Origin of the sequence: Pricia antarctica, from assembly GCF_900101815.1 — a bacterium.
Taxonomy (GTDB): domain Bacteria; phylum Bacteroidota; class Bacteroidia; order Flavobacteriales; family Flavobacteriaceae; genus Pricia; species Pricia antarctica.
The window spans coordinates 1-23,887 of the sequence record NZ_FNAO01000006.1 but is presented as its reverse complement, the minus strand read 5'-3'; the positions used below and the strand labels follow the sequence as shown (position 1 = coordinate 23,887).

Annotated in this window: 22 protein-coding genes, 2 rRNA genes and 1 other RNA gene; 11 read left to right on the top strand and 14 right to left on the bottom strand. The window is 44.5% G+C overall.

All coding sequences use genetic code 11. The features are described 5' to 3' along the window. Nucleotides 1-52 precede the first annotated feature (52 nt). From rny to BLT07_RS12125, 4 genes are all read right to left on the bottom strand, one after another. Nucleotides 53-1,621 carry a ribonuclease Y gene (gene rny, locus BLT07_RS12140; RefSeq protein WP_091869064.1) on the bottom strand — a complete coding sequence of 523 codons (1,569 nt, stop codon included), beginning with the start codon at nucleotides 1,619-1,621 and terminating at the stop codon, nucleotides 53-55. A 99-nt stretch (nucleotides 1,622-1,720) separates the two neighbouring features. After that, nucleotides 1,721-1,830, bottom strand: a non-coding RNA gene (gene ssrS / locus BLT07_RS12135) — 6S RNA. Between the two features lie 71 nt (nucleotides 1,831-1,901). Then, nucleotides 1,902-2,198 carry a cell division protein ZapA gene (locus tag BLT07_RS12130; protein WP_091869062.1) on the bottom strand — a complete coding sequence of 99 codons (297 nt, stop codon included), beginning with the start codon at nucleotides 2,196-2,198 and terminating at the stop codon, nucleotides 1,902-1,904. A 25-nt stretch (nucleotides 2,199-2,223) separates the two neighbouring features. Beyond that, nucleotides 2,224-2,514 (bottom strand): hypothetical protein, encoded by a 291-nt coding sequence (locus BLT07_RS12125; RefSeq protein ID WP_091869061.1) that lies wholly within the window; start codon nucleotides 2,512-2,514, stop codon nucleotides 2,224-2,226. Nucleotides 2,515-2,977: 463 nt separating this feature from the next. Between BLT07_RS12125 and BLT07_RS12120 the strand changes: the two genes are divergently transcribed. Then, nucleotides 2,978-4,669 (top strand): M23 family metallopeptidase, encoded by a 1,692-nt coding sequence (locus BLT07_RS12120; RefSeq protein ID WP_091869059.1) that lies wholly within the window; start codon nucleotides 2,978-2,980, stop codon nucleotides 4,667-4,669. Nucleotides 4,670-4,689: 20 nt separating this feature from the next. Continuing rightward, nucleotides 4,690-5,352, top strand: coding sequence for a hypothetical protein (locus BLT07_RS12115; protein ID WP_091869057.1), 663 nt, complete (start codon nucleotides 4,690-4,692; stop codon nucleotides 5,350-5,352). A gap of 176 nt (nucleotides 5,353-5,528) precedes the next feature. On the opposite strand, the gene BLT07_RS12110 is transcribed toward BLT07_RS12115, so the two are convergent. Further along, the gene (locus BLT07_RS12110; RefSeq protein WP_091869055.1) at nucleotides 5,529-6,677 is read right to left on the bottom strand and encodes a cysteine desulfurase family protein; all 1,149 of its coding nucleotides are present in this window, start codon (nucleotides 6,675-6,677) and stop codon (nucleotides 5,529-5,531) included. 101 nt (nucleotides 6,678-6,778) lie between these two features. On the opposite strand from BLT07_RS12110, the gene BLT07_RS12105 reads away from it, so the two are divergent. Further along, nucleotides 6,779-7,780 carry a hypothetical protein gene (locus tag BLT07_RS12105; protein ID WP_091869053.1) on the top strand — a complete coding sequence of 334 codons (1,002 nt, stop codon included), beginning with the start codon at nucleotides 6,779-6,781 and terminating at the stop codon, nucleotides 7,778-7,780. 144 nt (nucleotides 7,781-7,924) lie between these two features. On the opposite strand, the gene BLT07_RS12100 is transcribed toward BLT07_RS12105, so the two are convergent. Next, nucleotides 7,925-8,473 carry a Smr/MutS family protein gene (locus BLT07_RS12100; RefSeq protein WP_091869837.1) on the bottom strand — a complete coding sequence of 183 codons (549 nt, stop codon included), beginning with the start codon at nucleotides 8,471-8,473 and terminating at the stop codon, nucleotides 7,925-7,927. Nucleotides 8,474-8,536: 63 nt separating this feature from the next. Here BLT07_RS12100 and BLT07_RS12095 point away from each other — a divergent pair, with 63 nt between their 5' ends. The 3 genes from BLT07_RS12095 to BLT07_RS12085 are packed head-to-tail and all read left to right on the top strand — an operon-like array spanning nucleotide 8,537 to nucleotide 9,513. Then, nucleotides 8,537-8,836 carry a DUF2752 domain-containing protein gene (locus tag BLT07_RS12095; RefSeq protein ID WP_091869052.1) on the top strand — a complete coding sequence of 100 codons (300 nt, stop codon included), beginning with the start codon at nucleotides 8,537-8,539 and terminating at the stop codon, nucleotides 8,834-8,836. Nucleotides 8,837-8,853: 17 nt separating this feature from the next. After that, nucleotides 8,854-9,180: a CCC motif membrane protein gene (locus tag BLT07_RS12090; RefSeq protein WP_091869050.1), complete on the top strand. Its 327-nt coding sequence runs from the start codon at nucleotides 8,854-8,856 to the stop codon at nucleotides 9,178-9,180. A gap of 12 nt (nucleotides 9,181-9,192) precedes the next feature. Beyond that, the gene (locus tag BLT07_RS12085) at nucleotides 9,193-9,513 is read left to right on the top strand and encodes a CCC motif membrane protein (RefSeq protein WP_091869048.1); all 321 of its coding nucleotides are present in this window, start codon (nucleotides 9,193-9,195) and stop codon (nucleotides 9,511-9,513) included. Between the two features lie 81 nt (nucleotides 9,514-9,594). Here the strand turns inward: BLT07_RS12085 and rocD are convergent, their stop codons facing one another. Then, nucleotides 9,595-10,875 (bottom strand): ornithine--oxo-acid transaminase, encoded by a 1,281-nt coding sequence (rocD, locus tag BLT07_RS12080; RefSeq protein WP_091869047.1) that lies wholly within the window; start codon nucleotides 10,873-10,875, stop codon nucleotides 9,595-9,597. Between the two features lie 146 nt (nucleotides 10,876-11,021). Between rocD and rlmD the strand changes: the two genes are divergently transcribed. Genes rlmD through BLT07_RS12065 form a run of 3 tightly spaced genes read left to right on the top strand, consistent with a single transcriptional unit; the run spans nucleotide 11,022 to nucleotide 13,839 of the window. Next, nucleotides 11,022-12,431, top strand: a complete 1,410-nt coding sequence (gene rlmD, locus BLT07_RS12075) for a 23S rRNA (uracil(1939)-C(5))-methyltransferase RlmD (protein ID WP_091869045.1) — start codon at nucleotides 11,022-11,024, stop codon at nucleotides 12,429-12,431. Between the two features lie 27 nt (nucleotides 12,432-12,458). Then, entirely contained in the window at nucleotides 12,459-12,953 is a 495-nt protein-coding gene (locus BLT07_RS12070) for a DUF6452 family protein (protein WP_091869043.1), read from the top strand. Beyond that, entirely contained in the window at nucleotides 12,934-13,839 is a 906-nt protein-coding gene (locus BLT07_RS12065; RefSeq protein WP_245726533.1) for a DUF6048 family protein, read from the top strand. Before BLT07_RS12070 ends, BLT07_RS12065 begins: the two co-directional genes overlap by 20 nt. 96 nt (nucleotides 13,840-13,935) lie before the next feature. Here BLT07_RS12065 and BLT07_RS12060 read toward each other — a convergent pair whose 3' ends face one another. Continuing rightward, the gene (locus tag BLT07_RS12060) at nucleotides 13,936-15,093 is read right to left on the bottom strand and encodes a THUMP domain-containing class I SAM-dependent RNA methyltransferase (protein ID WP_091869834.1); all 1,158 of its coding nucleotides are present in this window, start codon (nucleotides 15,091-15,093) and stop codon (nucleotides 13,936-13,938) included. 267 nt (nucleotides 15,094-15,360) lie between these two features. On the opposite strand from BLT07_RS12060, the gene BLT07_RS12055 reads away from it, so the two are divergent. Next, nucleotides 15,361-16,032: a ZIP family metal transporter gene (locus BLT07_RS12055; RefSeq protein ID WP_091869042.1), complete on the top strand. Its 672-nt coding sequence runs from the start codon at nucleotides 15,361-15,363 to the stop codon at nucleotides 16,030-16,032. A gap of 64 nt (nucleotides 16,033-16,096) precedes the next feature. Here BLT07_RS12055 and BLT07_RS12050 read toward each other — a convergent pair whose 3' ends face one another. From BLT07_RS12050 to BLT07_RS12040, 3 genes are all read right to left on the bottom strand, one after another. Beyond that, nucleotides 16,097-17,476 (bottom strand): putative oxidoreductase C-terminal domain-containing protein, encoded by a 1,380-nt coding sequence (locus BLT07_RS12050; RefSeq protein ID WP_091869040.1) that lies wholly within the window; start codon nucleotides 17,474-17,476, stop codon nucleotides 16,097-16,099. 91 nt (nucleotides 17,477-17,567) lie between these two features. Then, complete coding sequence (locus tag BLT07_RS12045) at nucleotides 17,568-18,944, bottom strand: Gfo/Idh/MocA family protein (protein ID WP_091869038.1); 1,377 nt, start codon at nucleotides 18,942-18,944, stop codon at nucleotides 17,568-17,570. Nucleotides 18,945-19,050: 106 nt separating this feature from the next. After that, on the bottom strand, nucleotides 19,051-19,410 hold the full coding sequence (locus tag BLT07_RS12040; protein ID WP_091869036.1) for a hypothetical protein: 360 nt from the start codon (nucleotides 19,408-19,410) through the stop codon (nucleotides 19,051-19,053). Between the two features lie 278 nt (nucleotides 19,411-19,688). Between BLT07_RS12040 and BLT07_RS12035 the strand changes: the two genes are divergently transcribed. Continuing rightward, on the top strand, nucleotides 19,689-20,612 hold the full coding sequence (locus BLT07_RS12035) for a ThuA domain-containing protein (RefSeq protein WP_091869034.1): 924 nt from the start codon (nucleotides 19,689-19,691) through the stop codon (nucleotides 20,610-20,612). 124 nt (nucleotides 20,613-20,736) lie between these two features. Here the strand turns inward: BLT07_RS12035 and BLT07_RS12030 are convergent, their stop codons facing one another. The 3 genes from BLT07_RS12030 to BLT07_RS12020 form a co-directional block, all read right to left on the bottom strand. Then, nucleotides 20,737-22,968, bottom strand: coding sequence for a DUF7133 domain-containing protein (locus BLT07_RS12030; protein WP_091869032.1), 2,232 nt, complete (start codon nucleotides 22,966-22,968; stop codon nucleotides 20,737-20,739). A gap of 497 nt (nucleotides 22,969-23,465) precedes the next feature. Beyond that, nucleotides 23,466-23,575, bottom strand: a 5S ribosomal RNA gene (gene rrf / locus BLT07_RS12025). Between the two features lie 221 nt (nucleotides 23,576-23,796). Further along, nucleotides 23,797-23,887 (bottom strand): 23S ribosomal RNA (locus BLT07_RS12020); the annotation flags it as partial.

The window sequence follows — 23,887 nt, the reverse complement described above, 5'->3', positions numbered from 1 at the left end:
ACCGCCGGATATGCGTAAGATTCTTCCCTGAAACCAAAATATTTATGCTTTCTTATTTCGCAACGTTCACCGCCCGCGTTTCCCGGATAACGGTAATCTTCACTTGTCCGGGATAGGTCATATCTGTCTGGATTTTTTGCGAGATTTCGAAGGATAACGCTGCCGCTTTTTCGTCGCTTACCTTTTCACTCTCAACGATAACCCGAAGTTCCCTACCGGCCTGAATGGCGTACGCCTTTTGCACTCCCCCAAAACCAAAGGCAATATCTTCCAGATCTTTTAAACGCTGAATGTAGGAATCAAGCACCTGTCTACGTGCTCCGGGTCTTGCACCGCTAATAGCATCGCAGACCTGAACGATCGGTGATATCAAGGTTTTCATTTCTATTTCGTCGTGGTGGGCGCCAATGGCGTTGCAGACGTCAGGTTTTTCCCCGTATTTTTCGGCCCACTGCATCCCCAAGATGGCGTGTGGCGTTTCAACCTCGGCCTCGGTGTTCGGCACTTTTCCAATATCGTGCAAGAGTCCTGCCCGTTTTGCCAATTTGGGATTGAGTCCCAGTTCAGCCGCCATAACGGCACAAAGTTTGGCGACTTCCCGGGAATGCTGCAGTAAATTTTGTCCGTATGAAGATCTATATTTCATACGCCCTACCGCCCGCACTAGTTCGGGATGCAACCCGTGAATACCTAAATCGATAACGGTGCGCTTGCCGACCTCGACGATTTCCTGTTCGATCTGTTTTTCCGTCTTTTTCACGATTTCCTCGATACGGGCCGGGTGTATTCGACCGTCGGTGACCAGCTTATGCAGAGACAGGCGGGCAATTTCCCTACGAACGGAATCAAAACAGGAAAGAATAATGGCATCCGGGGTATCGTCGACAATGATTTCGACACCGGTAGCGGATTCCAAAGCCCTGATATTTCTTCCTTCCCTACCGATAATCCGTCCTTTTACATCGTCGGATTCCAAGTTGAAGACAGAGACACAGTTCTCTACAGCCTCTTCGGTACCGATACGCTGAATGGTATTGATTACGATTTTTTTGGCCTCCTGCTGCGCGGTCATTTTAGCATCTTCGACCGCACTCTGTATGTAGGCCATGGCATCGCTCTTTGCCGTTTCCTTGAGCGATTCCATCAATTGCCCTTTGGCATCGTCGGCGGAAAGGCCGGAAATCACCTCTAATTGCTGAACTTGGTTCGAATGCAATTTATCGAGTTCCGACTGCTTTTTTTCCAGGATTTCCTCCTTATGGGCTACCTCTTGGATCTTAGCATCCAACTGCTGATTGAGTTTATTGCTTTTGGCGAGTTCGCTACTTACTTGTGATTCCTTGTCGCGAGTGCGTTTCAGGGCATCGTTAATTTTTTTATCCTTGCTAAGGATTACCTTTTCATGTTCCGCTTTCAGTTCCAAAAATTTTTCCTTGGCCTGAAAGATTTTATCCTTTTTGATACCCTCCCCTTCGGTTTGGGCATTTTTCAGAATACTTTCGGCTTCCTTTTTAGCGTTTGCCGTGGTTTTGGTAGCCTTGCCCTTCTCCATAAATTTTGCGATTGCGAATCCGATCGCCAGAGCTATGATACCTACTATTATTAGTGTTGCACTATCCATATATTGTTTCGAATTAAGAAAATATTATCCTACGTAAGAAACGTAGGCCCTTACGCTACGGCAGGGTAAAAAAAAGCCCACATTGGAGAAGTTTTGAACGAACTCCAGTAAACAGGTTTAGGGCTAACAGACTGATCAAGGATCCCTATACAAGTAGGGCCTGCTTTTACAGCCTAAACTCACCCTTTTCAAAAATATAAGTGTTGAGCTCGTCAAAAGGTAATACCAATGTGGGCAGTAACTAATGCTATTTTAAAGAACGTATCATCCCAAAAGGGACTTATTTATTACCAAGCTTCTCCGTGACCAACTGATCTAAAGCCTGCAAACGTTGCATAGCCTCTTGTGATCCTTCGGATTGATCGATGCCGCGCTGTTCTATCTTAGAGGCAAACTGCAGGGCACACATGGCCAATACGTCTTGCTTGTCCCTAACGGCATAGCTCTGTTCGAACTTTTTTGCCAACTGCTCGATATTCTTGGCCGCTTTCCGCAACCCTTCCTCTTGGGCGGGGTCTATGGTCAGGGGGTAAACCCTATCGGCGATCGAAAGCTTGATCTTGAGCTTTTCCGACATCTTTATTCTAATTCTAATACCATAATCATTCGGCGAGTTGGGCGATACAATGGTCCAATTCCCTGATCAATGTATTAATTTTAAGCTTAGCTTCTGTTTTATCTGTAGTACTGCCAAGCATCGTGTTTGCCAATTTTAATGAATTATACCGTTCTTCCCATACCGAGACGGAGTTCGAAACTTCGACCTTATCCTGTTTAAGATGGTCCAACTCACTCACCAATTTGATATTGGACTGCTGCAAAAGTTCCAGCTTATGCAGCAACTTGCTGATTTTGTTCTCTAAGGAATCAACTACTTTGACCAATTCACCCATAAATCAAACGCAATGCATTTTACACAAAGTTAACACACCTGCGTCTACCTGACAATACTTTTTTCAATTATTCCTGAACGAATTGGTTATAGTTCATTTTTAGGATGAATATATTAGGTTTAAAAAACTGAATATCAAAATGTAATGTTATTTATAGGAACCATTTATGAAACTGGATTCAAAGCGAAATCGACAAACAAAATCCTTAAAAGGTTTTTCAAAATTTTCTGGGATCTGTTCGTTTACCCGATACTTTATTGACTTACCAACCGTTGTTAAAAAGAGAATGCTGACACATTTTGCCACTTGCCTTTGTAGGAATTCAAACGGTTTAGCTAATTTCGCACTTCCCTTTGAGCCATACCGTGCAACCCTGAAGATAAGAAATACACTGAAATCGCATACAAAACCACCGAATCTTGCCGTTCGCTACCAGTTTTATAATGAAGGAAACAAATCAACTATGAAGAAAGCGTTTTCCGTGCTATTGTTATGTGTTACTATGCCTATTTTCGGACAGGTCGATTATCCCAAAGACGCTTTTCGTTCCCCTCTGGATATTCCCCTTGTCTTAGCCGGCACCTTCGGCGAGCTGCGCTCGAACCACTTCCATTCCGGCATGGACATCAAAACGCAACAACGCGAGGGACTTCCGGTTTACGCCATTGCCGACGGTAGCGTTACCCGCATCAAGGTTTCACTCTGGGGCTATGGCAAGGTACTTTATGTGGCGCATCCGAACGGGTATACCTCGGTCTACGGACACCTTCAAAAATTCGCGCCTGAAATCGAAGCCTATATTAAAAAGGTACAGTACCAGAAAAAATCCTACGAGGTAGAAGTGTTTCCCGATTACGGAGAGGTAAAGTTGGAAAAGGGGAAGGTTATCGCTTATACTGGCAATACCGGCGGATCAGCGGGGCCACACCTGCATTTCGAGATACGTAGCAGCATTTCCGAAAAACCGACCAATCCGCTGCTTTACGGTTTTGATGTTCGGGACGCCACCAATCCCATACTGAACAATCTTTATGCGTATCCCTTGTCCCAAGACGCCGAAATCAATGAAAGCCAAAATAAGGTGGAACTTAACTTCAAAAGACAGGAAGATGGCACTTTTTTGGCCGAGAAAGCCTATGCTACTGGAACGATTGGCCTAGGTTTTATCGGATACGATAGGCTGGACCTTGCCGCCAACAGAAATGGGGTCTACTCGGTACAGCAGTCCGTAAACGGGAAAGTGTTTAGTGAATACGATTTTGAGACCTTTTCGTTCGGGGAATCCCGATACATCAATACCCTAATCGATTACGACCACTATGGCCGTTACTACCAGAAAATACAGAAGCTATTTAAAGGGCCGGGCAATCGTTTGAGCATTTACAAGACGTTATTTAACGATGGCAAAATCGAGATAACGGAAGGCTTAACCTACAACGTGGAACTTCTTATCAAGGATATTAAAGGTAACGAAGTCAAGGCCCTAATACCTATCGAGGGCAAAAAAGAACCCGTTAAGATTGAAAGGGAAGACGAAAAAACCGATAACTATTTGATTACTAAAAAGCCAAACAATTATGACCTAGGGGCGGCCAAAGTTTATTTTCCGGCTAATACCTTCTATGATAATTTTTACATCGACCTAGAAAAAGGCGAGGATACGGTTAAGATACACAACAACCACGTAGCCGCCCATCGAAGCTTCACCATTACTTTCGACGTAGCCAAGTATTCCGAGGAGGAAAAAAAACAATTGTTCATCGCCCGTCTGGATAACCGATTACGGCCCCAATACGTTTCTACCTATAAAAGGGGAACCACCTTTACGGCAAGAACCAGAAATTTGGGCACCTATACGTTGGCCAAGGATACCGTTGCCCCTAAAATATCGCCACGCAATTTCAAGGAAAAGCAATGGCTTAATGACTACCAATACCTTAGCTTACGCATAAGTGACGACCTTAGCGGAATTGATACCTACTCCGCTACCATTAACGGGGAATGGATTTTAATGGAATACGAACCCAAGACCAATACGCTCACCTATAACTTCGACGATATCATCTTAGATAAAAGGGAATGCAATTTAGAGCTGACTGTTACCGACAATGTAGGGAATTCAACTACCTTTACGAGTACGTTTTTTAGAAAATGATCATTTAGTGCCCATTACCCATGAAACATATTTTTTTCACGCTGTGTTTGTTAACTGCAGTTCATGCGACTTCACAAAAGAACATTTACGAAAGCCAGAAGTTTGATGACCTGACCGAAGAGCACGATGTATTGGCCATCATACCTTTTCTTACCCATCTTGACCTTGAGAACGAAATATCGAAGGAACAGCTCAAAGCCCGGGAAGAAAAAGAAGGCTATGCCGTTCAGAATGCATTGGAAACTTACTTTTCCCAACGGAAAAAAAAGAAGAAATTTTCGGTGGATTTTCAAAATATCAAAAACACGAATGCCCTGTTGGTCCAGAACAACATCAATTACGAAAACATCGATGTACACACTATTAAGGAACTGAGCGAGATTTTGGGTGTAGATGGCATCATTAGCGGCAATCTTGACCTCAACGTACTGCTCTCGAATGGTGTCGAAACGAAATTCAATTTCTTGGATTATTTTTTAGGGGAAGCCGATTACGGGCGGATAGGTGTAAAAATAAGTGACGGTAAAACGGGAAAGCTCCTCTGGAAATACGAAAAGGAAATCAATAAGAAATCCGGAAAGAACACCGATGACCTCATCGATCGGATGATGAAACTCGCCGCACGAAAGTTTCCTTATGATCGGGAGAAGCGAAGGGATCGGAAGCGGGATGCTACAGATTAAAAGTCATGTGATTGGTGTTTTGTGGCCGATGCCCGATGCCCGATGCCCGATGCCCGATGCCCGATGCCCGATGCTAAAAGGAATCACTTCCCCCCTTCTTAAACTCCAAAAATCAAATACACTTTTGCCTCCCGTTAAACCCGCCGTCGGATGAGCGCGGGTCTATAATCCCACTTCTATTCTTGAACAAATTCTTTCAGAACCTCAACCACATAATCCAGCTCCTTTTTTGTATTGTATTTCGAAAATGAAAATCGCAGCGAAGGTTTTTTCAGGTCCGCTTCGGATAAAATTTCGTTGAGCACATGGGATCCCGCATCGCTTCCGGATTGGCAGGCGCTACCTTTTGAACACGCAATGCCTTTGATATCCAAATGAAAAAGAAGCATCAGGGCTTTCTGGGGGTCGATAGGCAAGCAGAGGTTGACCAAGGTATAGGTGCTTTTATCCATATCACCGGAATGGCCATTAAAGGTGGCGGTAGGGATTTCTTTTTGAATGCTATCGAGAAAGTACTTTTTTAATCCTGAGACATAGGCCATTTCTTCTTCGAGGTTATCATAGGCGGCGATAAATGCGGCTTCCAACCCCACTATGTTATGAAAGGATTCCGTACCGGCACGGAATCCGCGTTCCTGTGAACCCCCCATTATCAATGGTTTTAATCGCGAATTCTTGCGGATATAGGCAAATCCGATACCTTTTGGACCGTGGAACTTATGCGCTGCCGCGGTCATGAAATTCACAGGAGTCTCCTGTACATTCCACGGGTAATGCCCGATGGACTGCACGGTATCCGAATGAAAAAGAGCTTGGTGCTCTTGACAGAGCTGACAGACCTCGTCGATATCGAGGGTATTGCCAATTTCATTGTTGACATGCATGAGGCTGACCAATTTCTTGGACCCATCCTGTTTTAGCAATGCTTCTAAATGCGAAAGTTTTGCATTTCCGAAGTCGTCCAAAGCAACGAACTCCACCTTGATTCCAAATTCCTTTTGCAGGTCCTCGACGGTATGCAAAACGGCATGGTGCTCGATTTTGGTAGTGATGATGGTCTCAACCCCGAGATCGCGAACAGCGGAGCGCAATATCATGTTATCGGCTTCGGTGCCCCCGGAAGTAAAGATAATCTCCGATGCCTGCGCGTTTAAATATTTGGCAATCGTTTTGCGGGCACTTTCAATTGCGGTCCTTGCCGACCGTCCAAAACTATGGGTTGAAGACGGATTGCCGTAAAAATTCGACAAGGCATCCTGCATTTTGGCGATGACATTTTCTCGGACCTGGGTCGTGGCGGCGTTGTCTAAATATATTTTTTCCATGCGAACTGCTTTCTCCGTACTCCTGCAAAATTACCGGAATTAACTCTATTTTATCCCCCGATCCCCATAAACTTATCCTTTATTTCCTTTATTTTTGGAGCATGAGAAAAATCCTTTTTTTAGTCTTCTTGATCGGATTATCATCCTGTGATGACGGGGACCTGCAAATTGAGCAAGTCGATTTTGACGCCTCCAAAATAGAATCCTGTCCCGGACTTGCGGACCCGACGCAAACCACTTTTTTCTTTAAGATCGATCAAGATGAGGCCCTACTACTGAATTTGGCAGGAGGCCTTATCAATAACGCGACCTCCGAACCTGGAACGCTAGCGAGCACCATACCTGAGCCCTCAAACCTGATTTATCGATTTTTTTCGGGCAATGTCACCTCCGCGTATTTTTGTGATGCCATTCCGCCTTTAGAACCCAGCGTGGTAAAGGAAAATTTAGCGACGGCGGGAAACATTAGTATCGACACCAAAGTGGATACGCTAACCGCCGAAACCAAAGATTACAGACACACGATTTCAATTACAGACCTTTCCTTGAAAAATGACAAAGGTGAACAGCTTACAGACCTATCCACTTTGGTTTACGGCGATTTAATCACCAAACCAAAAAACAGCGCTAAACTGGAAGTCCCATTTTCCAACTATTCCGACATTCTGCCGACAGCGTGTTCAATAGCCCCTGTAGACGGTACAATTCGCCTTTTTAAAGTAATTAATGATGAGTTTATCGCCCTGAACGTCGCGACTACAGATAATATGTTCCTCAATGAAGCGACCGATTCCATACCTCGAAATTTGGATTTAATGGATAAAGAAGTCTTTACCTATACGGTCTTTGATTCGCTGGCCAACAATGATCTGGCCTGCGCAGCTACTTACGGGGATGACCTAAAAAGTTGGCGCTTCGTATCCACGGCAGGAAACCTAAAAGTAGAGACCGTTGCAAGCGCACCGGATGCCAATGGCAGCATAACCTATACCCATACCATTACGCTAGAAAATATGGTATTGACCTCAAAAGCCGGCGGGGCGAATATCAACCTCGCGGCAATCCCTAGTGTAGGGTTTGGTACGTATGTGACGATTCAATAGTAATCAAGCTCAGGTTCAAATCAGGCAAACGATACGACCAATTCTTCAGTATGCTTACGCCAGAGGCTTTTCGCTTTTCGCACTGATAAACGGTTAAAGTGTCAACCCAATGGGAGCTTAAAAACGTAATGCACTGTTCCGTAGTCAGGTATTCTGAAAGATGTAAACTTCGGTTGCCCCGAGACCATATTTCTGATATTCCGCATCATAATATTTTACATTTTCATAGCGTCGGAACAGATAGTTCAACTCTTCCTTAAGTACCCCCTCCCCTACGCCGTGAATGAAGACCACTTTTTGAATACGCTTTTTAATAGCAAACTCCAACTGGCGTTGGGCGGTCTCTAGCTGTAGGTTCAGCATTTCGTAATTGGACATGCCCTTTGTGGAATTCGTCAATTGCTGGATGTGTAGGTCCACTTCCATTTTCGGCGCGTTGCGTTCTTTGGGTTTTATGGTTTGCTGTTTTCGTTTTTTGGGCGCTTCCTTTTCGGCCTTTACTTGGGCTACCTCATGATTACTGACCTGGATTCTATCGGTCTTAGCCATCTTGATCAATTCATCAGATTGAAAATCGAGCAAAAAACCATCGTCGGTTTCGATGGTAATATCATCCCCTAAAATTCCTGTAACGATCCCACCAATTACATCATCAAGCGTCTCTACTTTATCCCCGATTCGAAAAACAACCATAAATTTATTTTGTATCCCCAAAAATAATGGTAATTTTCGTGAAAGAATTCTTAACGCGTTAAAATGCAATGGTTCACCTTTTTAATACAAGTGAAAGACTACATGCTGCCCTGCCTGACCAAGCAATTTTTGGGCTTTGATTGTCCCGGTTGCGGTTTGCAGCGATCCGTGTTGTTTTTGTTGCAGGGGGATTTTGTAGCGGCCTTTCAGATGTATCCGGCTATTTACCCAATGGTACTTTTGTTTTCCTTTATCGGATTAAAACACATTGTAAGCATTAGATTTGAAAATAAAATTACATTTGGTTTGTTGCTTGTCACATTCCTCGCCATTTTCACCAACTTTATTTTAAAATTTATCTAACCCGCTATATTAGAATTATGGAACAACAAAAACTACCTAACGAAACTGCTGTAATTGTCTTGTCAATTTTTGGGATTGTTTGCTGTTGGTGCTTTGGTCTTGGACTTATTCCTTCGGTAATAGCCTTGGTACTTGCCCTAAAGGCCCAAAAACTAGATCGTGAGAATCCAGGAATGTACGTCAATTCCAGTACGATAAAGACGGGAAAGATTTTAGCCATTATCGGTATTGTTCTCGGGCTCTATTCCATTGGAAGCCTAATCTATCAAATCAGCTCCGTGGGCTGGGATGCGATGATGGAACAAAGCAGGGAAATGATGGAGCAATATGGTATTGAAGAATAGAATTGGGATTAAATGAATCAGCAACCCCAACCCCTTCCAGGCGCGAGCAACGCAATGACCTTCGGTATTCTATCGATAGTATTGACCCTTACCTGTTGTGGCCCCTTCGGTGCCATTTTCAGCGTTCTCGGATTGTCGAACGCGAAAACGGCGCAGAAAATTTTTATGCAGAGTGGCGGGGAATATACGGGCATAGAAAATGCCAAGACCGGTAAGATTCTTTCCTATATCGGACTGGCATTGGCGGGTATTTATTTGCTGTTAGCAATCATCTATTTTGGTGTCATTGCCGCTATTATTTTCGCCGCCATTTCTGATGCAGGTATGAACTAAGAGACAGGTATGAACTAAGAGATAAGGATAGCAGCCTGAAGAAATCCCCTGAAAACCAATTCAGGGGATTTTTTCTGCCTTCTATTTCTCAAACTGCCTCAAGGTATCGGTAATAATCCTTATACAATCCAACAACTGCCCTCTGGTCATCACTAAGGGTGGCGCAAAGCGGATGATATTTCCGTGGGTGGGTTTGGCCAGCAAACCGTTTTCCTTCAAGGCCATACAGATATCCCAAGCGGTAGAACTGTCTTCGGTGTCGTTAATTAGAATAGCGTTCAACAGGCCTTTTCCCCTTACTTTCGTGACGAGGTTACAGGTGGATATAAAGTGGTTCATTTCCTGTCGAAAAAGTTCCCCGAGTTCAAAGGCATTTTGGGCGAGTTTTTCATCCTTTACAACAGCTAAAGCCGCCATACCGACCGCGGCGGCAATGGGATTACCGCCGAAAGTACTGCCATGGTTTCCGGGGCGGATGACGCCCATAATGGGGTCGTTCGCCAATACGGCGGATACGGGATAGGCGCCTCCTGACAGGGCTTTCCCCAAGATCAAGATGTCAGGTTTCACCTCAGGTGTTCCGCTACAGTGTTTATCGGGACACGAACAGTTTCCGCAAGTGGCCAACAAGCGGCCGGTTCTTGCAATGCCTGTTTGCACTTCATCGGCAATAAATAAGACGTTATGCTTTTCACAAAGGTCTTTGGCGGATTTCAGGTAACCCTCCGAAGGGACAAAAACACCCGCCTCGCCCTGAATGGGTTCCACTAAAAATCCGGCTACGTTTTTATTGTTTTCCAAAGCCTCTTCCAAGGCGTTCAGGTTGTCATATTCAATCTTAAGAAAACCTTCCGTATAGGGACCAAAATTTTTACGGGCAATGGGGTCGTTCGAAAAGGATATAATGGTGGTAGTGCGGCCATGAAAATTGTTCGTACAGACTACGATCTGCGCTTGATTTTCGGGAATTCCCTTTTTCTCATAGGCCCATTTCCGACAAATCTTTAGCGCGGTCTCCACGGCTTCCGCACCCGTATTCATGGGAAGCAACTTGTCAAAATGGAAGGTTTCTGTCGCGTATTTTTCGAATTGGCCGAGCCTATCGTTATAAAAAGCCCTTGAGGTCAAGGTCAGTGTCCGTGCCTGCTCCGTCATCGCACCTACAATCTTCGGATGGCAATGGCCTTGGTTCACTGCGGAATAAGCGGATAGAAAGTCATAGTATTTTTTGCCTTCCACATCCCAAACATAAACGCCCTCTCCACGGTTCAATACGACGGGCAACGGATGATAATTGTGCGCCCCGTGTGTATCTTCCAATGCGATGGCATCTTCAGAATTAATCTGTTCTAAAACTGACATGATAAAATTACTTTAATGTAAAACTCCAGAAATTCCTTCTATACCTTTATCCTTTCGAAGCTTCGAAAATTCAGCGTAGGAGAGAAATCATCCTTGTAGAATCGTAAAATTACGGAAAAACGAAAGAAACATCCTATTTTTGCCCCATGCGAAAAAAACAGCGACGACAGGTATTTGAAAATGTAGTGGTAATCGATGCGGGGGCGAAAGGAAAAACCATCGGAAAAGCTCCGGATGGCCGGGTCATTTTCTTGACCAATACCGTGCCGGGCGATGTGGTGGATGTAATGACGACCAAAAAAAGAAAGGCTTATTTCGAAGGGGTCGCGACGCATTTCCATTCCCTTTCCGACAAACGTGTGGAGCCCGAATGCCAGCATTTCGGGGTATGTGGTGGCTGTAAGTGGCAAGATATGGGCTATGAGCATCAGTTGTTCTACAAACAAAAGGAAGTGGAAAACAACTTAAGGCGCATCGGACATTTGGAGCTTCCCAAAGTTTCGCCCATCATCGGTTCCAAAAAACAGTATTTCTACCGGAACAAGATGGAATTTTCCTTTTCGGATAGCCGTTGGTTGACGTTGGGTGAGATACAATCGGACAAAGAAATTACGGATAAAAATGCCCTTGGTTTTCATATTCCCGGGATGTGGGATAAAATTCTGGACATCAAAAAATGTCATCTTCAACAGGACCCATCGAACGCTATTCGCTTAGAAACCAGAAATTTCGCCATTGAAAACAATTTATCCTTTTTCAATCCAAGACATCAACACGGTTTGCTGCGCACCCTGATGATCCGTACCACATCTACCGGGGAAATTATGGTCATGGTCCAGTTTTTCGAGGATGATACTCCCAAGCGGGACATCCTCTTGCATCATCTCCAAAAAAAATTCCCTGAAATCACATCCTTGGTTTATGTCATCAACCAAAAGGCCAATGACACCATTTATGACCAAGAAATCATTTGTCATGCCGGCCGTGACCATATTTTTGAAGAAATGGAGGGACTCCGGTTTAAAATTAATGCCAAGTCGTTTTATCAGACCAATTCCGAACAGGCCTATGAACTTTATAAGGTAACACGTGATTTCGCAGGGCTAAATGGTGATGAACTCGTCTACGATCTATATACTGGTACGGGAACAATAGCCCAGTTCATCGCCAAAAACACCAAAAAAGTAGTAGGCATCGAATCGGTTCCCGAAGCGATAGCCGACGCCAAAGCGAACGCCGAGAACAATGGGATAACCAACGCTGAATTTTTCGTAGGGGATATGAAGAACATATTCAATGCGGACTTCATCCAAGTCAATGGAACTCCCGATGTGCTGATTACCGATCCGCCAAGAGACGGCATGCACAAGAACGTAGTGCAGCAGATTCTGGACATATCCCCGAAAAAAGTGGTCTACGTAAGTTGTAATAGCGCTACCCAAGCCCGCGATCTCGCAATGATGGCCGCTTTTTATACGGTGACCAAGGTACAGCCCGTAGATATGTTTCCCCAGACCCATCATGTCGAAAATGTTGTACTTTTGGAACGTAAGTAAGTCAAAACGCGATAACGTATCCCATTAATGAGCAAATTTAAATTCCCCCTTGTCATTCTGCTTGGTATCCTCGCTTTTTCAGCCTGCGAAAAAGATGATATCTGTATCGATGCAGATACACCGCGGTTGATTATCCGATTTGTCGATGCGTTGGACACCACAATATCCAAAGACGTGCAGAACCTGGTGGTTATAGGTCTTGATGAGATGGGAGTTCGGGATACCATTCCCAATGTCGCATTAGATTCCATTATTCTTTCGCTGCGACCTAACGCTACCAGCACAAGTTTTACCCTAAAACGTGCGCTTAGTATCACTGATAAGAACACCGACACCATCACTTTTAACTACGAGGCAAAGGAAGTGTTCAAATCGAGAGCCTGTGGCTATACCGTAAATTACGAGAACCTTCAGGCGGCACTTACCATCAAAAATCCAGATTCCATTTGGATCAAAGGTATTATCATAGACACCGCCCTTATTGAAAACTCAGCAGCTACCCATGTTAAGATACTTCATTAGTCTATTTTTTATTTTAGGGGGCGCATCCGGGTATGCACAAGACCGGCCAATCGACCTCAATCGACAGGATACCGTGGAATACAAGCAACCCTATGGAATCCGCGCCGGTATCGATATGAGCCGCATTCTCGTATCATTTTTAGAGGATAGGTATACCGGTCTTGAAATCGTAGGTGATTACCGACTGACGCAAAAACTCTATATTGCCGCGGAGCTAGGTAACGAAAAAAAGACGATAGGTGTTGATTTGGGCAATAAAGTGAATACTACTGAAGGTGAACTCTACGATTTTACGGCTTCGGGCAGCTACATAAAGGCGGGCATCGATTATAATACGTATGGGAATTGGTACGGCGAGCAGAACATGATCTATATCGGCGGTCGCTACGCTTTTAGTAGCTTTAGCCAAACGGTCAACGACTATAAAATATTCGATACTTCCCGGTATTGGAATCCCGATGATTTTCCCATCGGTACTTCACCGAACAAGGAATTTACAGGACTTACCGCTTCTTGGCTCGAGTTTGTGGTGGGAATTAAGGCGGAGATGATCAAAAACCTTTATTTTGGTGCGAGTGTGCGACTGGCCTTTTTGGTTAGTAACAAGGATCCCGATAATTTTCAAAATCAGTTCATCCCGGGTTTTAATAAAGTTACCGAGGGTAGTAAATTTGGTGTTGGCTATAATTATTCCATTACCTATCTCATTCCCTTGTACAAAAAAGCGAATGTTCCTAGAGAAAAAAAGAAAAAAGAAGTTGACGCTCCGGTAGAAGGTATTCCTAGCGACGATGTCCCTATTGATGAAACACCTGAAAATCAAATCCCTAGTGATGAAAACCCTGGCGAAGATGTTGGAGTGCCCCAGATTGACAATGGCATTTAGGAGCATTCAAGGTATAATTGGTCAAAAATCATAAGTTCTATTTATCCTATCGTCTGCAAGCTGTCCGGAAATATCTTACACGCTTTTTTTGGACTGCTAATCCTGGTGCTTGGCTTTCCTGCTGCCCTCGTACATCACGTACTTTACCAAGCGGGATTCCAAATGACTATTGAACACTTTTATTTTTTTGGAGGTACGCAGTCCCACATATTTTAAGGCTTCGAGATTCGAAGTGATAAACCAGGCCTCTGTTCCCGGATAATTTTGTTTTAGGGTGTCACCTATAGACGCGTAAAACTCTTCCATATCAAGGCTGAGCCTTTCCCCGTATGGCGGGTTGAAGACCATATGCAGTTTATTTTCGGTAAATTTTTCAGTCTTGAAAAAGTTCTTGCGTTCTATGCTGATATACTCCGATAGATTCGCATTCTCGATATTATCCTGCGCCTTGCGTACCGCGGAAGGTGCCTTGTCGTATCCAACTATTTTATGATGGAATTCCCGAGCTTTGTTCAGGCTGACCTCCACCATCTTATGATAAAGCTCTTGATCGAAATCGTGCCACTTTTCAAAGGCGAATCCCTTGCGGTTGATATTCGCGGGAATGTTACAGGCAATCATTGCCGCCTCGGTCAAAAGGGTACCGCTACCGCACATGGGATCCAAAAAGTCGCATTGGCCGTCCCATCCACTGAGCAAGAGCAATCCCGCTGCCAGCACTTCGTTTATCGGGGCAATATTGGTGGCCGTTCGGTAGCCCCTGTGATGTAAAGACCTACCGGAGCTATCTAAGGAAACCGTACAAAAATCGGTGTTGATATGGATGTTTATCCGCACGTCGGGCGTCTTCACGTCAACATCGGGGCGACTACCGTCCATATCCCTGAACTTATCGACGATGGCATCCTTTACTTTTTGGGAAACGTACAGCGAATGGGTGAAATTTTCGGAATTGACAGTAGTATCTATGGCAAAAGTGGTGTCGACGGATAAATATTCCGACCACTCCATCGCATATATTTTTTTATAGAGTTCATCCTCGTTGCGTACCGAAAAAGTATGGATGGGCTTAATAATCTTGATCGCGGTACGAAGACAGAGGTTGGCCTTGTACATAAACCCCGTATCGCCCTCGAATGTGACGCTACGAATGCCCTCGGTCACGTTCGCACAGCCCAGATTTCGGATTTCCTTGGCCAAGATTTCCTCAAAACCGAACATGGTCTTGGCGACCATCTTAAAATTATTATTCATAAGCCATTTTAGTATTTCGTCAAAAATAAGGTAATTTAGCCCCATTAAGGAAAATTCCAAGTGCAGAGGCATTATTAAGGGTACAAATCGTTTAGTTGGTCAGGTCAGAGCAGTCGAGATCTAACAGGCCGCCAAAAACTTTAAGTTCTCGACCTTAGAGTAACTTGAGCGTAGCCGAAAGGCTTGAACGGATGGAAGCTCACTTTTTCAGCCCCAACTTTACGAAGTCAGTGCGTGGTATTCATCCATTTATCCGAACTCAATCAAATGAATTATCTTCTATTAATAGTTGCCGTTCTTCTAAGTTTTGCCTTTGTGTTTATCACCAAACCGAAGAACAAAAACCATTTCAAACTTCTTTTAGCTTTTAGCGGTGCTTTTTTGCTGGCCCTAACTGTTTTCGAGCTCTTACCAGAAGTCTATGAAAAGGAAGATGCCAAAACCGTCGGGGTTTTTGTGATGTTGGGAATCTTGCTTCAGATTTTTTTGGAATTTTTTTCCAAAGGTGCCGAACACGGCCATGTACATTTAGATGAGGGAAAGACCGAGCTTCCCCTAGTCTTGTTCGTCAGTTTATGCGTGCACTCCCTTTTAGAAGGCTTTCCCATAGAAAGGCATACTAGCATTCTTTATGGCGTACTGATCCACAAAATACCCATTGCGCTTATTTTAAGTATTTTTTTGTTGAACTCAAAAATCAAATTCGTAAAAGCCTTACTTTTTATCATCGCCTTCTCCTTAATGACACCCATTGGAGGTTATATCGCCGCACATTCGACGTTTGCCGAGACCTACTATGTGCCTATAACGGCCTTGGTCATTGGCGTTTTTCTACATATTTCAACAGTTATTCTATTTGAAAGCTCGGAAGGCCATCAATTCAATCTACGGAAAATGGTAGTGATTATTTTGGGGATAGGGATGGCGTATTTATTGTAAGGCGAAACCTACCGAAGTTTGAAAATTTCCCTTTTATAACCTCACCAACGCATAAACTAGTACATTACTTTTCTTTCGCCATCTTAAAGGCTTCAATGGTCGTATAATACTTGGCAATCATATTCGGCACCTCCCATTCGGGAAGTTTTCCATCCTCTAAATAGTTCAGAAAGTTCTCCGTTACCTGTCCGAAGTGGGCCTCGTGGCCTACTTTAAATGCTTCAGGAATATTGATTTTAAATTGGGTGTCGGATACTTTTTCCATTGTTGTTCCTGGAAATTTTTGGGCGACTGCATTTTTTAGGGCGTCTTGTAATGCTGGCTCCAAACTTTTATTTCCATTGGACTCGATGTATAACACCGGCTTATAGTTTTCTTCCGCCCCCTGTTTGATGATCAGGTTGCTCTTGGTACCCCGCATAATACTGTAATGTGTATCGGCCGTGCCTTCTGGAGCCTGATAGTTCCATATCACGGAAACCTTGGCGTATTTGTCCTTGATTTTGTAGATTATTTCGCCATTGGAATACACATTTAATTGATCATTCTTGATATCTTTTTGCAGATATTCGGGATAGGAGTCCAGTCCCGTCACTTTCTGGAATTCTTCTTTGGTCAAAATGGTAGGCCAGCGTTCGGCCTTGATCATCTGGATATCCGTGGAATCGATAATCTGTTCCGGAAAAGCTTCCCATTGTATCAAATCGACCAAATGGGTCGTGACATCTACAATACCCTCGCCCTCTTCGTTGACATCAAAAAACCAAGGTGGACGCACCAGCGGATTCCCCGATACATATTTAAAAAAATGATGCACGCTCTCTTTGACAATGGCGGGCTCATTTGCACTGCCTTCGACCAATTCCCCAAAAACATCGGGCAAGGTCGACAACAACTTTTGCAAGGCGGTGGTAGATTCAAAACGTTCGGTCATAATGTCGTAGATCACGACCCCATTTTCTTCGGCAACGCGAAAGGCTTCCTTCAATTTTTCAAAACCCTTAGGATTGATTACCAAAGGTTTATCGGCATATACGTTTAGACCTGCTTTAACGGCTTCTAATATGTAGTCGATTTTCTTGGAATTCTTTCCCGCTACGACCATCACCGTACCGGGTTTTTCAGCTATCATTTTCTCGGCAAAATCGGTACCAAAATAGGATTCGATATTCCAGGCGGTCGGAGAATCAGGCCGTATATTGTATTGCTCGATCTTATTTAAAAAATCGGTCACTTCGGGACCTTCAGGCGCAAAAACGTAGATGGTGGAGTCGACCTGCGGATACATCGTTTTATGCACCAAAGCGGCATGGAAATGACCGGGATCCAAGGTCATCAACTTGACTTTCGGGGTAGCTGTTTCATGGGTCATTGTTTCATTCTTCTTTTGTTCCCCACAGGATAGACAGAGAAAAATAAGTAAAAAAGGAATAGCATTTTTCATTTGAATTGGATGCTTAAGTTTGGTCCCTCGACTGCGTTCGGGATGAGATCTTGGGAATGTAGTACAAAGGCTTCGGTAAGATATCTCCACATTAAACCTTCACAAAGTCGGTTCCATAGGGTTTGCGTTGTTCACGGTGCAACAGGGCGTTGGCCTCGTCATCGTTAATAAACATTTCCTTCTCGGGATCCCAATCTAATTTACGGGGAAACTGCATAGCTATATCGCTGATCAAGCAGATCACACAGGCTTTATGTCCCTTTTCAATAGGCGATATCGGCGCTTTTCGAGTCTTGATACACTCCAGCCAGTTGCCATGTTGGTCATCGATGGTATACAGGTGTGTCTCATTTTCACCGATGACGGATTCCAAAATTTTGGGGTCGGAAGCGTTCAAGGCATTGCTACTTTTTTCTTTGTCCACCGGATCGGTAGCGGAGGCCTGATAATCGCCGCGGGATACAAAAATCCAGCCATCATCGCCAATATATTGTATTCCGTTGGGATAACCACCGCTTGTGTAGACGGTTGTTCCGTTGCCATACTGGTGCTTTACAAAGAAGTCGCCGTGTACGTTCCAAAGTCCCGATTTTGGGAACTCTGCCAAGGCCTCAACGGAAATCGGTCCTGTCAGTTCCGTATCCAAGCCCCAGGCAGCGGAATCGTAGTGGTGCTGGCCCCATCCTGTGATCATTCCTGCACCATAGTTGCGTATGCGAAGCCAGCCCGGTCTGCTGTAATCGTTCTGTGGATGCACCCCAATTTCTGTATAAGGCACTTCGGGCGTTGAACCCAACCACATATCAAAATTCAGATTGGAAGGCACGGGCATCACCGGTGCTTCGGGACCTGCCGGATCGCCCGGAAGGCCTACTTTCACCGTATGGACCTTACCGATCCGGCCGTTGCGAACCAGTTCGGCCGCTCGGCGAAACTGGGGCATGGCCCTTTGTTGGGTTCCGACTTGTAAAATTACCCCGGTATCCTGAACTGTTTTACGAAGTTGCTGGCCTTCCCTTACGGTCAACGATGTCGGTTTTTGCAAGTAAATATCTTTCCCGGCCAAGGCGGCTTCCATAGCAGGCTGAGAGTGCCAGTGATCGGGTGTACTGACGATGACCGCATCTATGTCATTGTTTGCGAGCAATTCTTTATAATCATCATAGATTTTGGTATCCATATACTTTTCCTTCCCCGTCTTCTTTTTATAAAAATCATCTACCAAGACCTTTGCGTCCGCAGCCCTTTTGGAATCCAGATCACAAACGGCGACATAACGTGCCTCGTCAAAACGGATGGTGTCATGCATATCATGGCTTTGCGCGATACGACCGCAACCGATCTGGCCGATATTGATTTTATTGCTGGGCGCGTCCTTGCCCAACACATGAGCGGGTACAATACTGGGGAAACCTACCATTGCAGCTGTGCCCAAGGTAGTTCTGTTTATAAATTTTCTTCGTTGCATATCTTTGGTTTAGATTTTTAATTTTGGATAATATGAATTTCTAGAGGATGTGCAAATGACTGCCAATAGGCCTCGGCTTCATCCGCACTTAGATCACCGTCGAAAACTACCATTCGAAGACATGGACACCCAATTTTCTAGGTTTCGTCAGATTTTCGATGCGATACCATGTATCGCCTTCTGTATTTCCCTCGTAAGTCGGAACGAACGAAAAAGTGCCGTTGACCGAATCTATCTGATAGTCGAGCCGCGCTTCGTTCCCATCGATTTCTTGATTGAGCTGTAGAGGGCTTTTAAGATTAATGCCCGCATCCTTAAGCTGTTTTAAATCGATGGATATGGGTTGGCCGACTAGGGTGGTAACATCGTTGTTTACTTGAAAATAGTACGCTTCATTTTCTTCCGAACAGGAAACGGATAACATCAAAAAACCTGTCAAAATCAGAAAAATGAATCTTATTGCCATACTATTGTTGTTTATTCGATAAATTTAACGAAAATTTTAGCGAACCCTCTTTCTAAATTGTTCTTTATCAAGAATTGAACTCATTTAAAGGTATTGAAGGCATTTACACTTTTTGTTTGGAATCGAGATTGGGGCTTTTTAGATTAGATCAAGTCATTTTTTAACAGTATAGCAGGGCTACGGTTTTCAAAAATGAGAAAATAGGACCCCTAAATGTGATATTCGGAGGTAAAAGTATAAATGAGTTCATTATCTAAAAAACGCTATAAACAACCATCATGTCAAAAAAAAACAGTAGCATTTTCCTTCTTCTATTTTGCATAACGGTCACCGCCCAACAACTGGAACCCATTGAGATTACCGAAGAATGGCTGGCCAAAATTGAAAAACTTGCACCTGCCGAACCGACGGTCAAAAACATGGAAAAGAAAAAAGTCCTCGTTTTCTCAAAAGCAACAGGATTTTATCACTGGACGATTCCCCATAACATCGAAATGTTGAAGATTTTGTCCAAAAAAAGTGATGCTTTTGAAATCCGAAATGGCTACGACATCGCGAATTTTGAAATAGAAAACCTTAAAAAATACGATGCGGTCATTCTCAATAATTCAAACCCCAGTGGTCCTGACCGCGACCTTTTTGCAGATCTTTTACGGCAAAACACGACTTTGCCGGATAACGAAATTGCCGAAAAAGCATCTGAATATCAGCAAAATTTAATGGAATATGTTGCGGAGGGCGGGGGACTAATGATCATGCACGGTGCGATTACGGTACAAAACAATTCCGAAGCATTTAGCAAACTCACGGGGGGCAGCTTTGATTATCATCCGAAACAACAAAAAATACATGTCATGGAAGTAGATTCAAAGCATCCTTTGGTACAGGCCTTTAAAGGGGATGGTTTTACCCATATCGATGAACCCTACTTTTTCAAGAACGCCTATACCGATTTAAACTTTAGGCCTTTGCTCTACATTAAGGTAGACCAACTGGAAGGATTAAAAAATCCTGTAAACGAAAAGGTAAATTATGTTGCCTGGATTAAGAAATACGGGAAAGGAAGGGTTTTCTATAGCTCTCCGTCCCACAACGCCCAGAGCATGGACAACCCCGAACTGTTACAATTCTTTTTGGACGGGATGCAGTATGTTGTCGGTGATCTGAAATGTGATGATAGCCCTATGGAAGTCGAGAAGTAAAGAATGAAAGTGGGCAGGGTTACGTGGTCAGCAGTTGTACAATAGAAAATGAATTTCAAGTTCTTTGCATAGGTTGCGGTTAAATAAGTTTTCAAAGTTACACCCCCTCTTTCCAAATATTCTTTCATCTCGAATACGCTTGCAGTTCCGGTTCGGAATATTCCCCACCATTTTCTGATTTTTTATCGCGGAGCTTTTTTATTTTTTCAGGTTTAATCCAATGAGGTGTTCTGGAAAACGCATTGGTCACGTAGGTGATAACGTCAGAAATATCTTTGTCAGATAGGTTCGGGTTACCATTAAGGCCGGGCATCGCCTGATTGAACTCGTATCGCTTGCCGTTCACATGAACCGGACCCGACAGGCCATGCAGGATAATCAATCCCAATCTTTCGGGAGAGTTTGCCACATATTCCGAGTCCATCAATGGCGGGGCTACGCCGTCGGTACCTTCACCGTTTATACCATGGCAGGCAGCGCAGATCTGACGGAATAATTGGGCACCCTTGGTACGGGTATCCATAGCTACCGCTGCCTTGGTGAAAATCCGGTTGGGTCTGTCCTGCATTTGGCGTTCCACGCTTTGTAGCATTCGAGTTTGCAGGTCACTGTCCTTAAAACCAGAATTCTTTTGCAGATCGGTCAACAGGCTTTCGGCCGTGTCGCCCATCCCACTCAAAAGGGCTTCCGTTACTATTTGATTGTTTTTATAGGTATCAAAGAGGCTATCGATTATAGGCAAAAAATCCTCCTTAGCAACTTTTGCCCAGGTTCCGACCGTGGTTGCCAAATACAAATCGATGGATCTGTCGTTCTTGGCCAGTATCTCCTGAAAAAGTTTTTGGGCCTCTTTGGCATTTTCTGTGGATACAAAATCCTCTAGCAAAACAATGGCATGAGAAATAACATCAGGATTGCTTTTTTGTGCTACTGACTTCAAGAAATCGAAGGACAGGGCATCCAATCCTTGTAATGCATAGAGCCCATGAATTTGTGAAAACGGGTTATTGGTTTCCATCGCCAATTTTTGAAGTTCGGGTATCGCTTCCCTTTTATTCTTAAAAATCAGATAATGTTGCGCAAGGTCGCGGACCCATCCGTTTTTATCTTGGAGCAACTTGACCAATTCCGTTCCGGACAAATTTTCAAAATCGAGCATTTTCACGGGTTCCGTATCCTTGTTCTTTATTCTAAGAATTCGTCCATATCCCTTTAAGGTATCCAATTGCTTCTTTTGTGCCTCCTTTTTTAAATAGGGACTTAAAAATGCATAATGTTGAATCACCCCAATGTGCATGTCAACCACGTAAAGGGCCCCATCAGGACCATTGTATAAACTTACCGGCCGAAAACCCTCATCGGTAGAGGCCAAGAATTCCTTTTCTTGCCAGGCCTGTTTGGCACTAATGCTGTCTCCGTGAAAGGTAAGGATGTTGCGTTTGATCAAATTGCCCTCGGGCGCACAGACGAATACGTTCTGTTCATAGCCTTCGGGAAATGTCCCGCCACGATATACCACAGGTCCGCAGGCCGCACTTACCTCTTTCAAAAGACTGTCTTTGTCCAGTACACCAGGCGCATAGCCCCGGTTAACGCTGGCGGCGTGCAACGGATATACCCGTTGGTCATCGGTCAGAAGTTGGTTAACCCCCTTATTGGGTTCTAAAAACTTGTTTCGTACCAATCGATTGGGCAAGACGTAATCTCCCAGAAGTTGTCGTGCATTGTCATTATAGTACAATCTCCCAAAGTCATCGTGTGTTATGCCCCACTGACCGCGAACGCTGGTAGGCTCTTTAAGCCATTTACCATTTTTGAACTGGTATCGGTAGGGCAGTTTTGCGTTGTAGATCCAATTATCGATATTGAGTACCAGTCCGTTGGGTTGGTATTCAGGATTGCCTTCGGGGGCATATAATGAATCTACCAAGGTACGTTGTCCCGGTCTGTCATTTTCAATATCGACGAACCACAGGTTGGGAGGTTCGGCGTAGAGTAAACCTCCATAGGCCAAGGCCAAGGCCCTGGGCATTACTAGACTGTCTAAAAACACTTTGGAATGATCCATGACACCATCTCCATCCAAATCTTCTAAAATACGTATAGCACCTGTGGGTTTGTCTTCTCCCCTGTCTTCAATGTCATTAAACGCGGGCATTTCGGCCACCCAAATACGACCTTTGTCATCAAAATCCATTGCCACTGGAGCGCTCAAAAGCGGCTCGGCGGCGATTACCTGGAGTTCGAAACCATCTTCAATTTTATAAGATTCCAAGGAAACTTTCGGTTCTTTGAAGGATGGGGTACAGCCTATCAGCACTGCGCATAGCAATGCTGTGAAAACTAGCGTTTTCATATAAATCGTTGGTATTTTCAAAAGCAATTTTTTAATGGGAACAGTACAAACTTAACGATTACCAATCAGACTACATCGAAATAAACAAAGAACTAGTGGCGTTCCGCACCGATTAAGGATTTCCCGTCAGAACTCATAAATAAAGAACCAGTGGCGTTCCGCAGGATAAGATCATAAGCTGTCAAACTACTATAGTTGATAAGAACAGCACGAGAGTTGATAAGAACAGCACGAGCGAGACGCTCGCGCTAGCAGATAATTCGGTGTTCGTGTTGGAACAAGCAAAATCATAGACGGGTTGGCGCCAGCCTGCCCGTCCGGCGATGCAGGCGTCTTGCTAGTGTTTACAGTAAGATCGGTCTACCCCTGTAATCCAGTTAAAATTAACGCACCCGGTTTGGTGGGGGCTTCCAAGAGGGCGGCCCGTTTCTTGCGTTCCGGATCCCGTTTCCGGGCACAAAAAAAGGTCCCGATCGTGAACGATCGGGACCTTCGAGGTAAGGCGGCATCCTACTCTCCCACCTTGCGGCAGTACCATCGGCGCTGGCGGGCTTAACTTCCCTGTTCGGAATGGAAAGGGGTGGGCCCCGCCGCCATGGCCACCTGGGTCTTCGGTCCGGGGCCTGCGCCCGGGGACCGCCGTACACATATGGTACGGCAATGCTTTAAATGTCCGGCCGCACTGTGGCGCCGGGCATGTATGACATAAAAAAAATTGGGACAGGTTGGTGAAACGAACTACACTTTTTCAGGTAAAGGGCACTTTTGCGTCTACGGCAATAAAAAAGGACTTGTTGCGCCCCCCCTCCCCGAAGGTTGGGGGAGCGTATGCGCAAGCCTTACGGGCAATTAGTACCGCTCGGCTACGGACATTGCTGCCCTTCCACCTGCGGCCTATCGACCCCATCGTCTATGGGGG

What these genes read in the sequence shown, in the direction of transcription:
- BLT07_RS12085 (WP_091869048.1), top strand. Translation starts at nt 9,193, where the DNA reads ATGAATCAGCAACCCCAACCCCTTCCAGGCGCGAGCAACGCAATGACC.
- BLT07_RS12115 (WP_091869057.1), top strand. Translation starts at nt 4,690, where the DNA reads ATGAAACATATTTTTTTCACGCTGTGTTTGTTAACTGCAGTTCATGCG.
- BLT07_RS12050 (WP_091869040.1), bottom strand. Translation starts at nt 17,476, where the DNA reads ATGAAAAATGCTATTCCTTTTTTACTTATTTTTCTCTGTCTATCCTGT.
- BLT07_RS12130 (WP_091869062.1), bottom strand. Translation starts at nt 2,198, where the DNA reads ATGTCGGAAAAGCTCAAGATCAAGCTTTCGATCGCCGATAGGGTTTAC.
- BLT07_RS12070 (WP_091869043.1), top strand. Translation starts at nt 12,459, where the DNA reads ATGAGCAAATTTAAATTCCCCCTTGTCATTCTGCTTGGTATCCTCGCT.
- BLT07_RS12125 (WP_091869061.1), bottom strand. Translation starts at nt 2,514, where the DNA reads ATGGGTGAATTGGTCAAAGTAGTTGATTCCTTAGAGAACAAAATCAGC.
- rlmD (WP_091869045.1), top strand. Translation starts at nt 11,022, where the DNA reads ATGCGAAAAAAACAGCGACGACAGGTATTTGAAAATGTAGTGGTAATC.
- BLT07_RS12105 (WP_091869053.1), top strand. Translation starts at nt 6,779, where the DNA reads ATGAGAAAAATCCTTTTTTTAGTCTTCTTGATCGGATTATCATCCTGT.
- rny (WP_091869064.1), bottom strand. Translation starts at nt 1,621, where the DNA reads ATGGATAGTGCAACACTAATAATAGTAGGTATCATAGCTCTGGCGATC.
- BLT07_RS12090 (WP_091869050.1), top strand. Translation starts at nt 8,854, where the DNA reads ATGGAACAACAAAAACTACCTAACGAAACTGCTGTAATTGTCTTGTCA.
- BLT07_RS12045 (WP_091869038.1), bottom strand. Translation starts at nt 18,944, where the DNA reads ATGCAACGAAGAAAATTTATAAACAGAACTACCTTGGGCACAGCTGCA.
- BLT07_RS12060 (WP_091869834.1), bottom strand. Translation starts at nt 15,093, where the DNA reads ATGAATAATAATTTTAAGATGGTCGCCAAGACCATGTTCGGTTTTGAG.
- BLT07_RS12065 (WP_245726533.1), top strand. Translation starts at nt 12,934, where the DNA reads ATGTTAAGATACTTCATTAGTCTATTTTTTATTTTAGGGGGCGCATCC.
- BLT07_RS12055 (WP_091869042.1), top strand. Translation starts at nt 15,361, where the DNA reads ATGAATTATCTTCTATTAATAGTTGCCGTTCTTCTAAGTTTTGCCTTT.
- BLT07_RS12110 (WP_091869055.1), bottom strand. Translation starts at nt 6,677, where the DNA reads ATGGAAAAAATATATTTAGACAACGCCGCCACGACCCAGGTCCGAGAA.
- BLT07_RS12040 (WP_091869036.1), bottom strand. Translation starts at nt 19,410, where the DNA reads ATGGCAATAAGATTCATTTTTCTGATTTTGACAGGTTTTTTGATGTTA.
- BLT07_RS12035 (WP_091869034.1), top strand. Translation starts at nt 19,689, where the DNA reads ATGTCAAAAAAAAACAGTAGCATTTTCCTTCTTCTATTTTGCATAACG.
- BLT07_RS12030 (WP_091869032.1), bottom strand. Translation starts at nt 22,968, where the DNA reads ATGAAAACGCTAGTTTTCACAGCATTGCTATGCGCAGTGCTGATAGGC.
- BLT07_RS12120 (WP_091869059.1), top strand. Translation starts at nt 2,978, where the DNA reads ATGAAGAAAGCGTTTTCCGTGCTATTGTTATGTGTTACTATGCCTATT.
- BLT07_RS12100 (WP_091869837.1), bottom strand. Translation starts at nt 8,473, where the DNA reads ATGGTTGTTTTTCGAATCGGGGATAAAGTAGAGACGCTTGATGATGTA.
- rocD (WP_091869047.1), bottom strand. Translation starts at nt 10,875, where the DNA reads ATGTCAGTTTTAGAACAGATTAATTCTGAAGATGCCATCGCATTGGAA.
- BLT07_RS12095 (WP_091869052.1), top strand. Translation starts at nt 8,537, where the DNA reads ATGCAATGGTTCACCTTTTTAATACAAGTGAAAGACTACATGCTGCCC.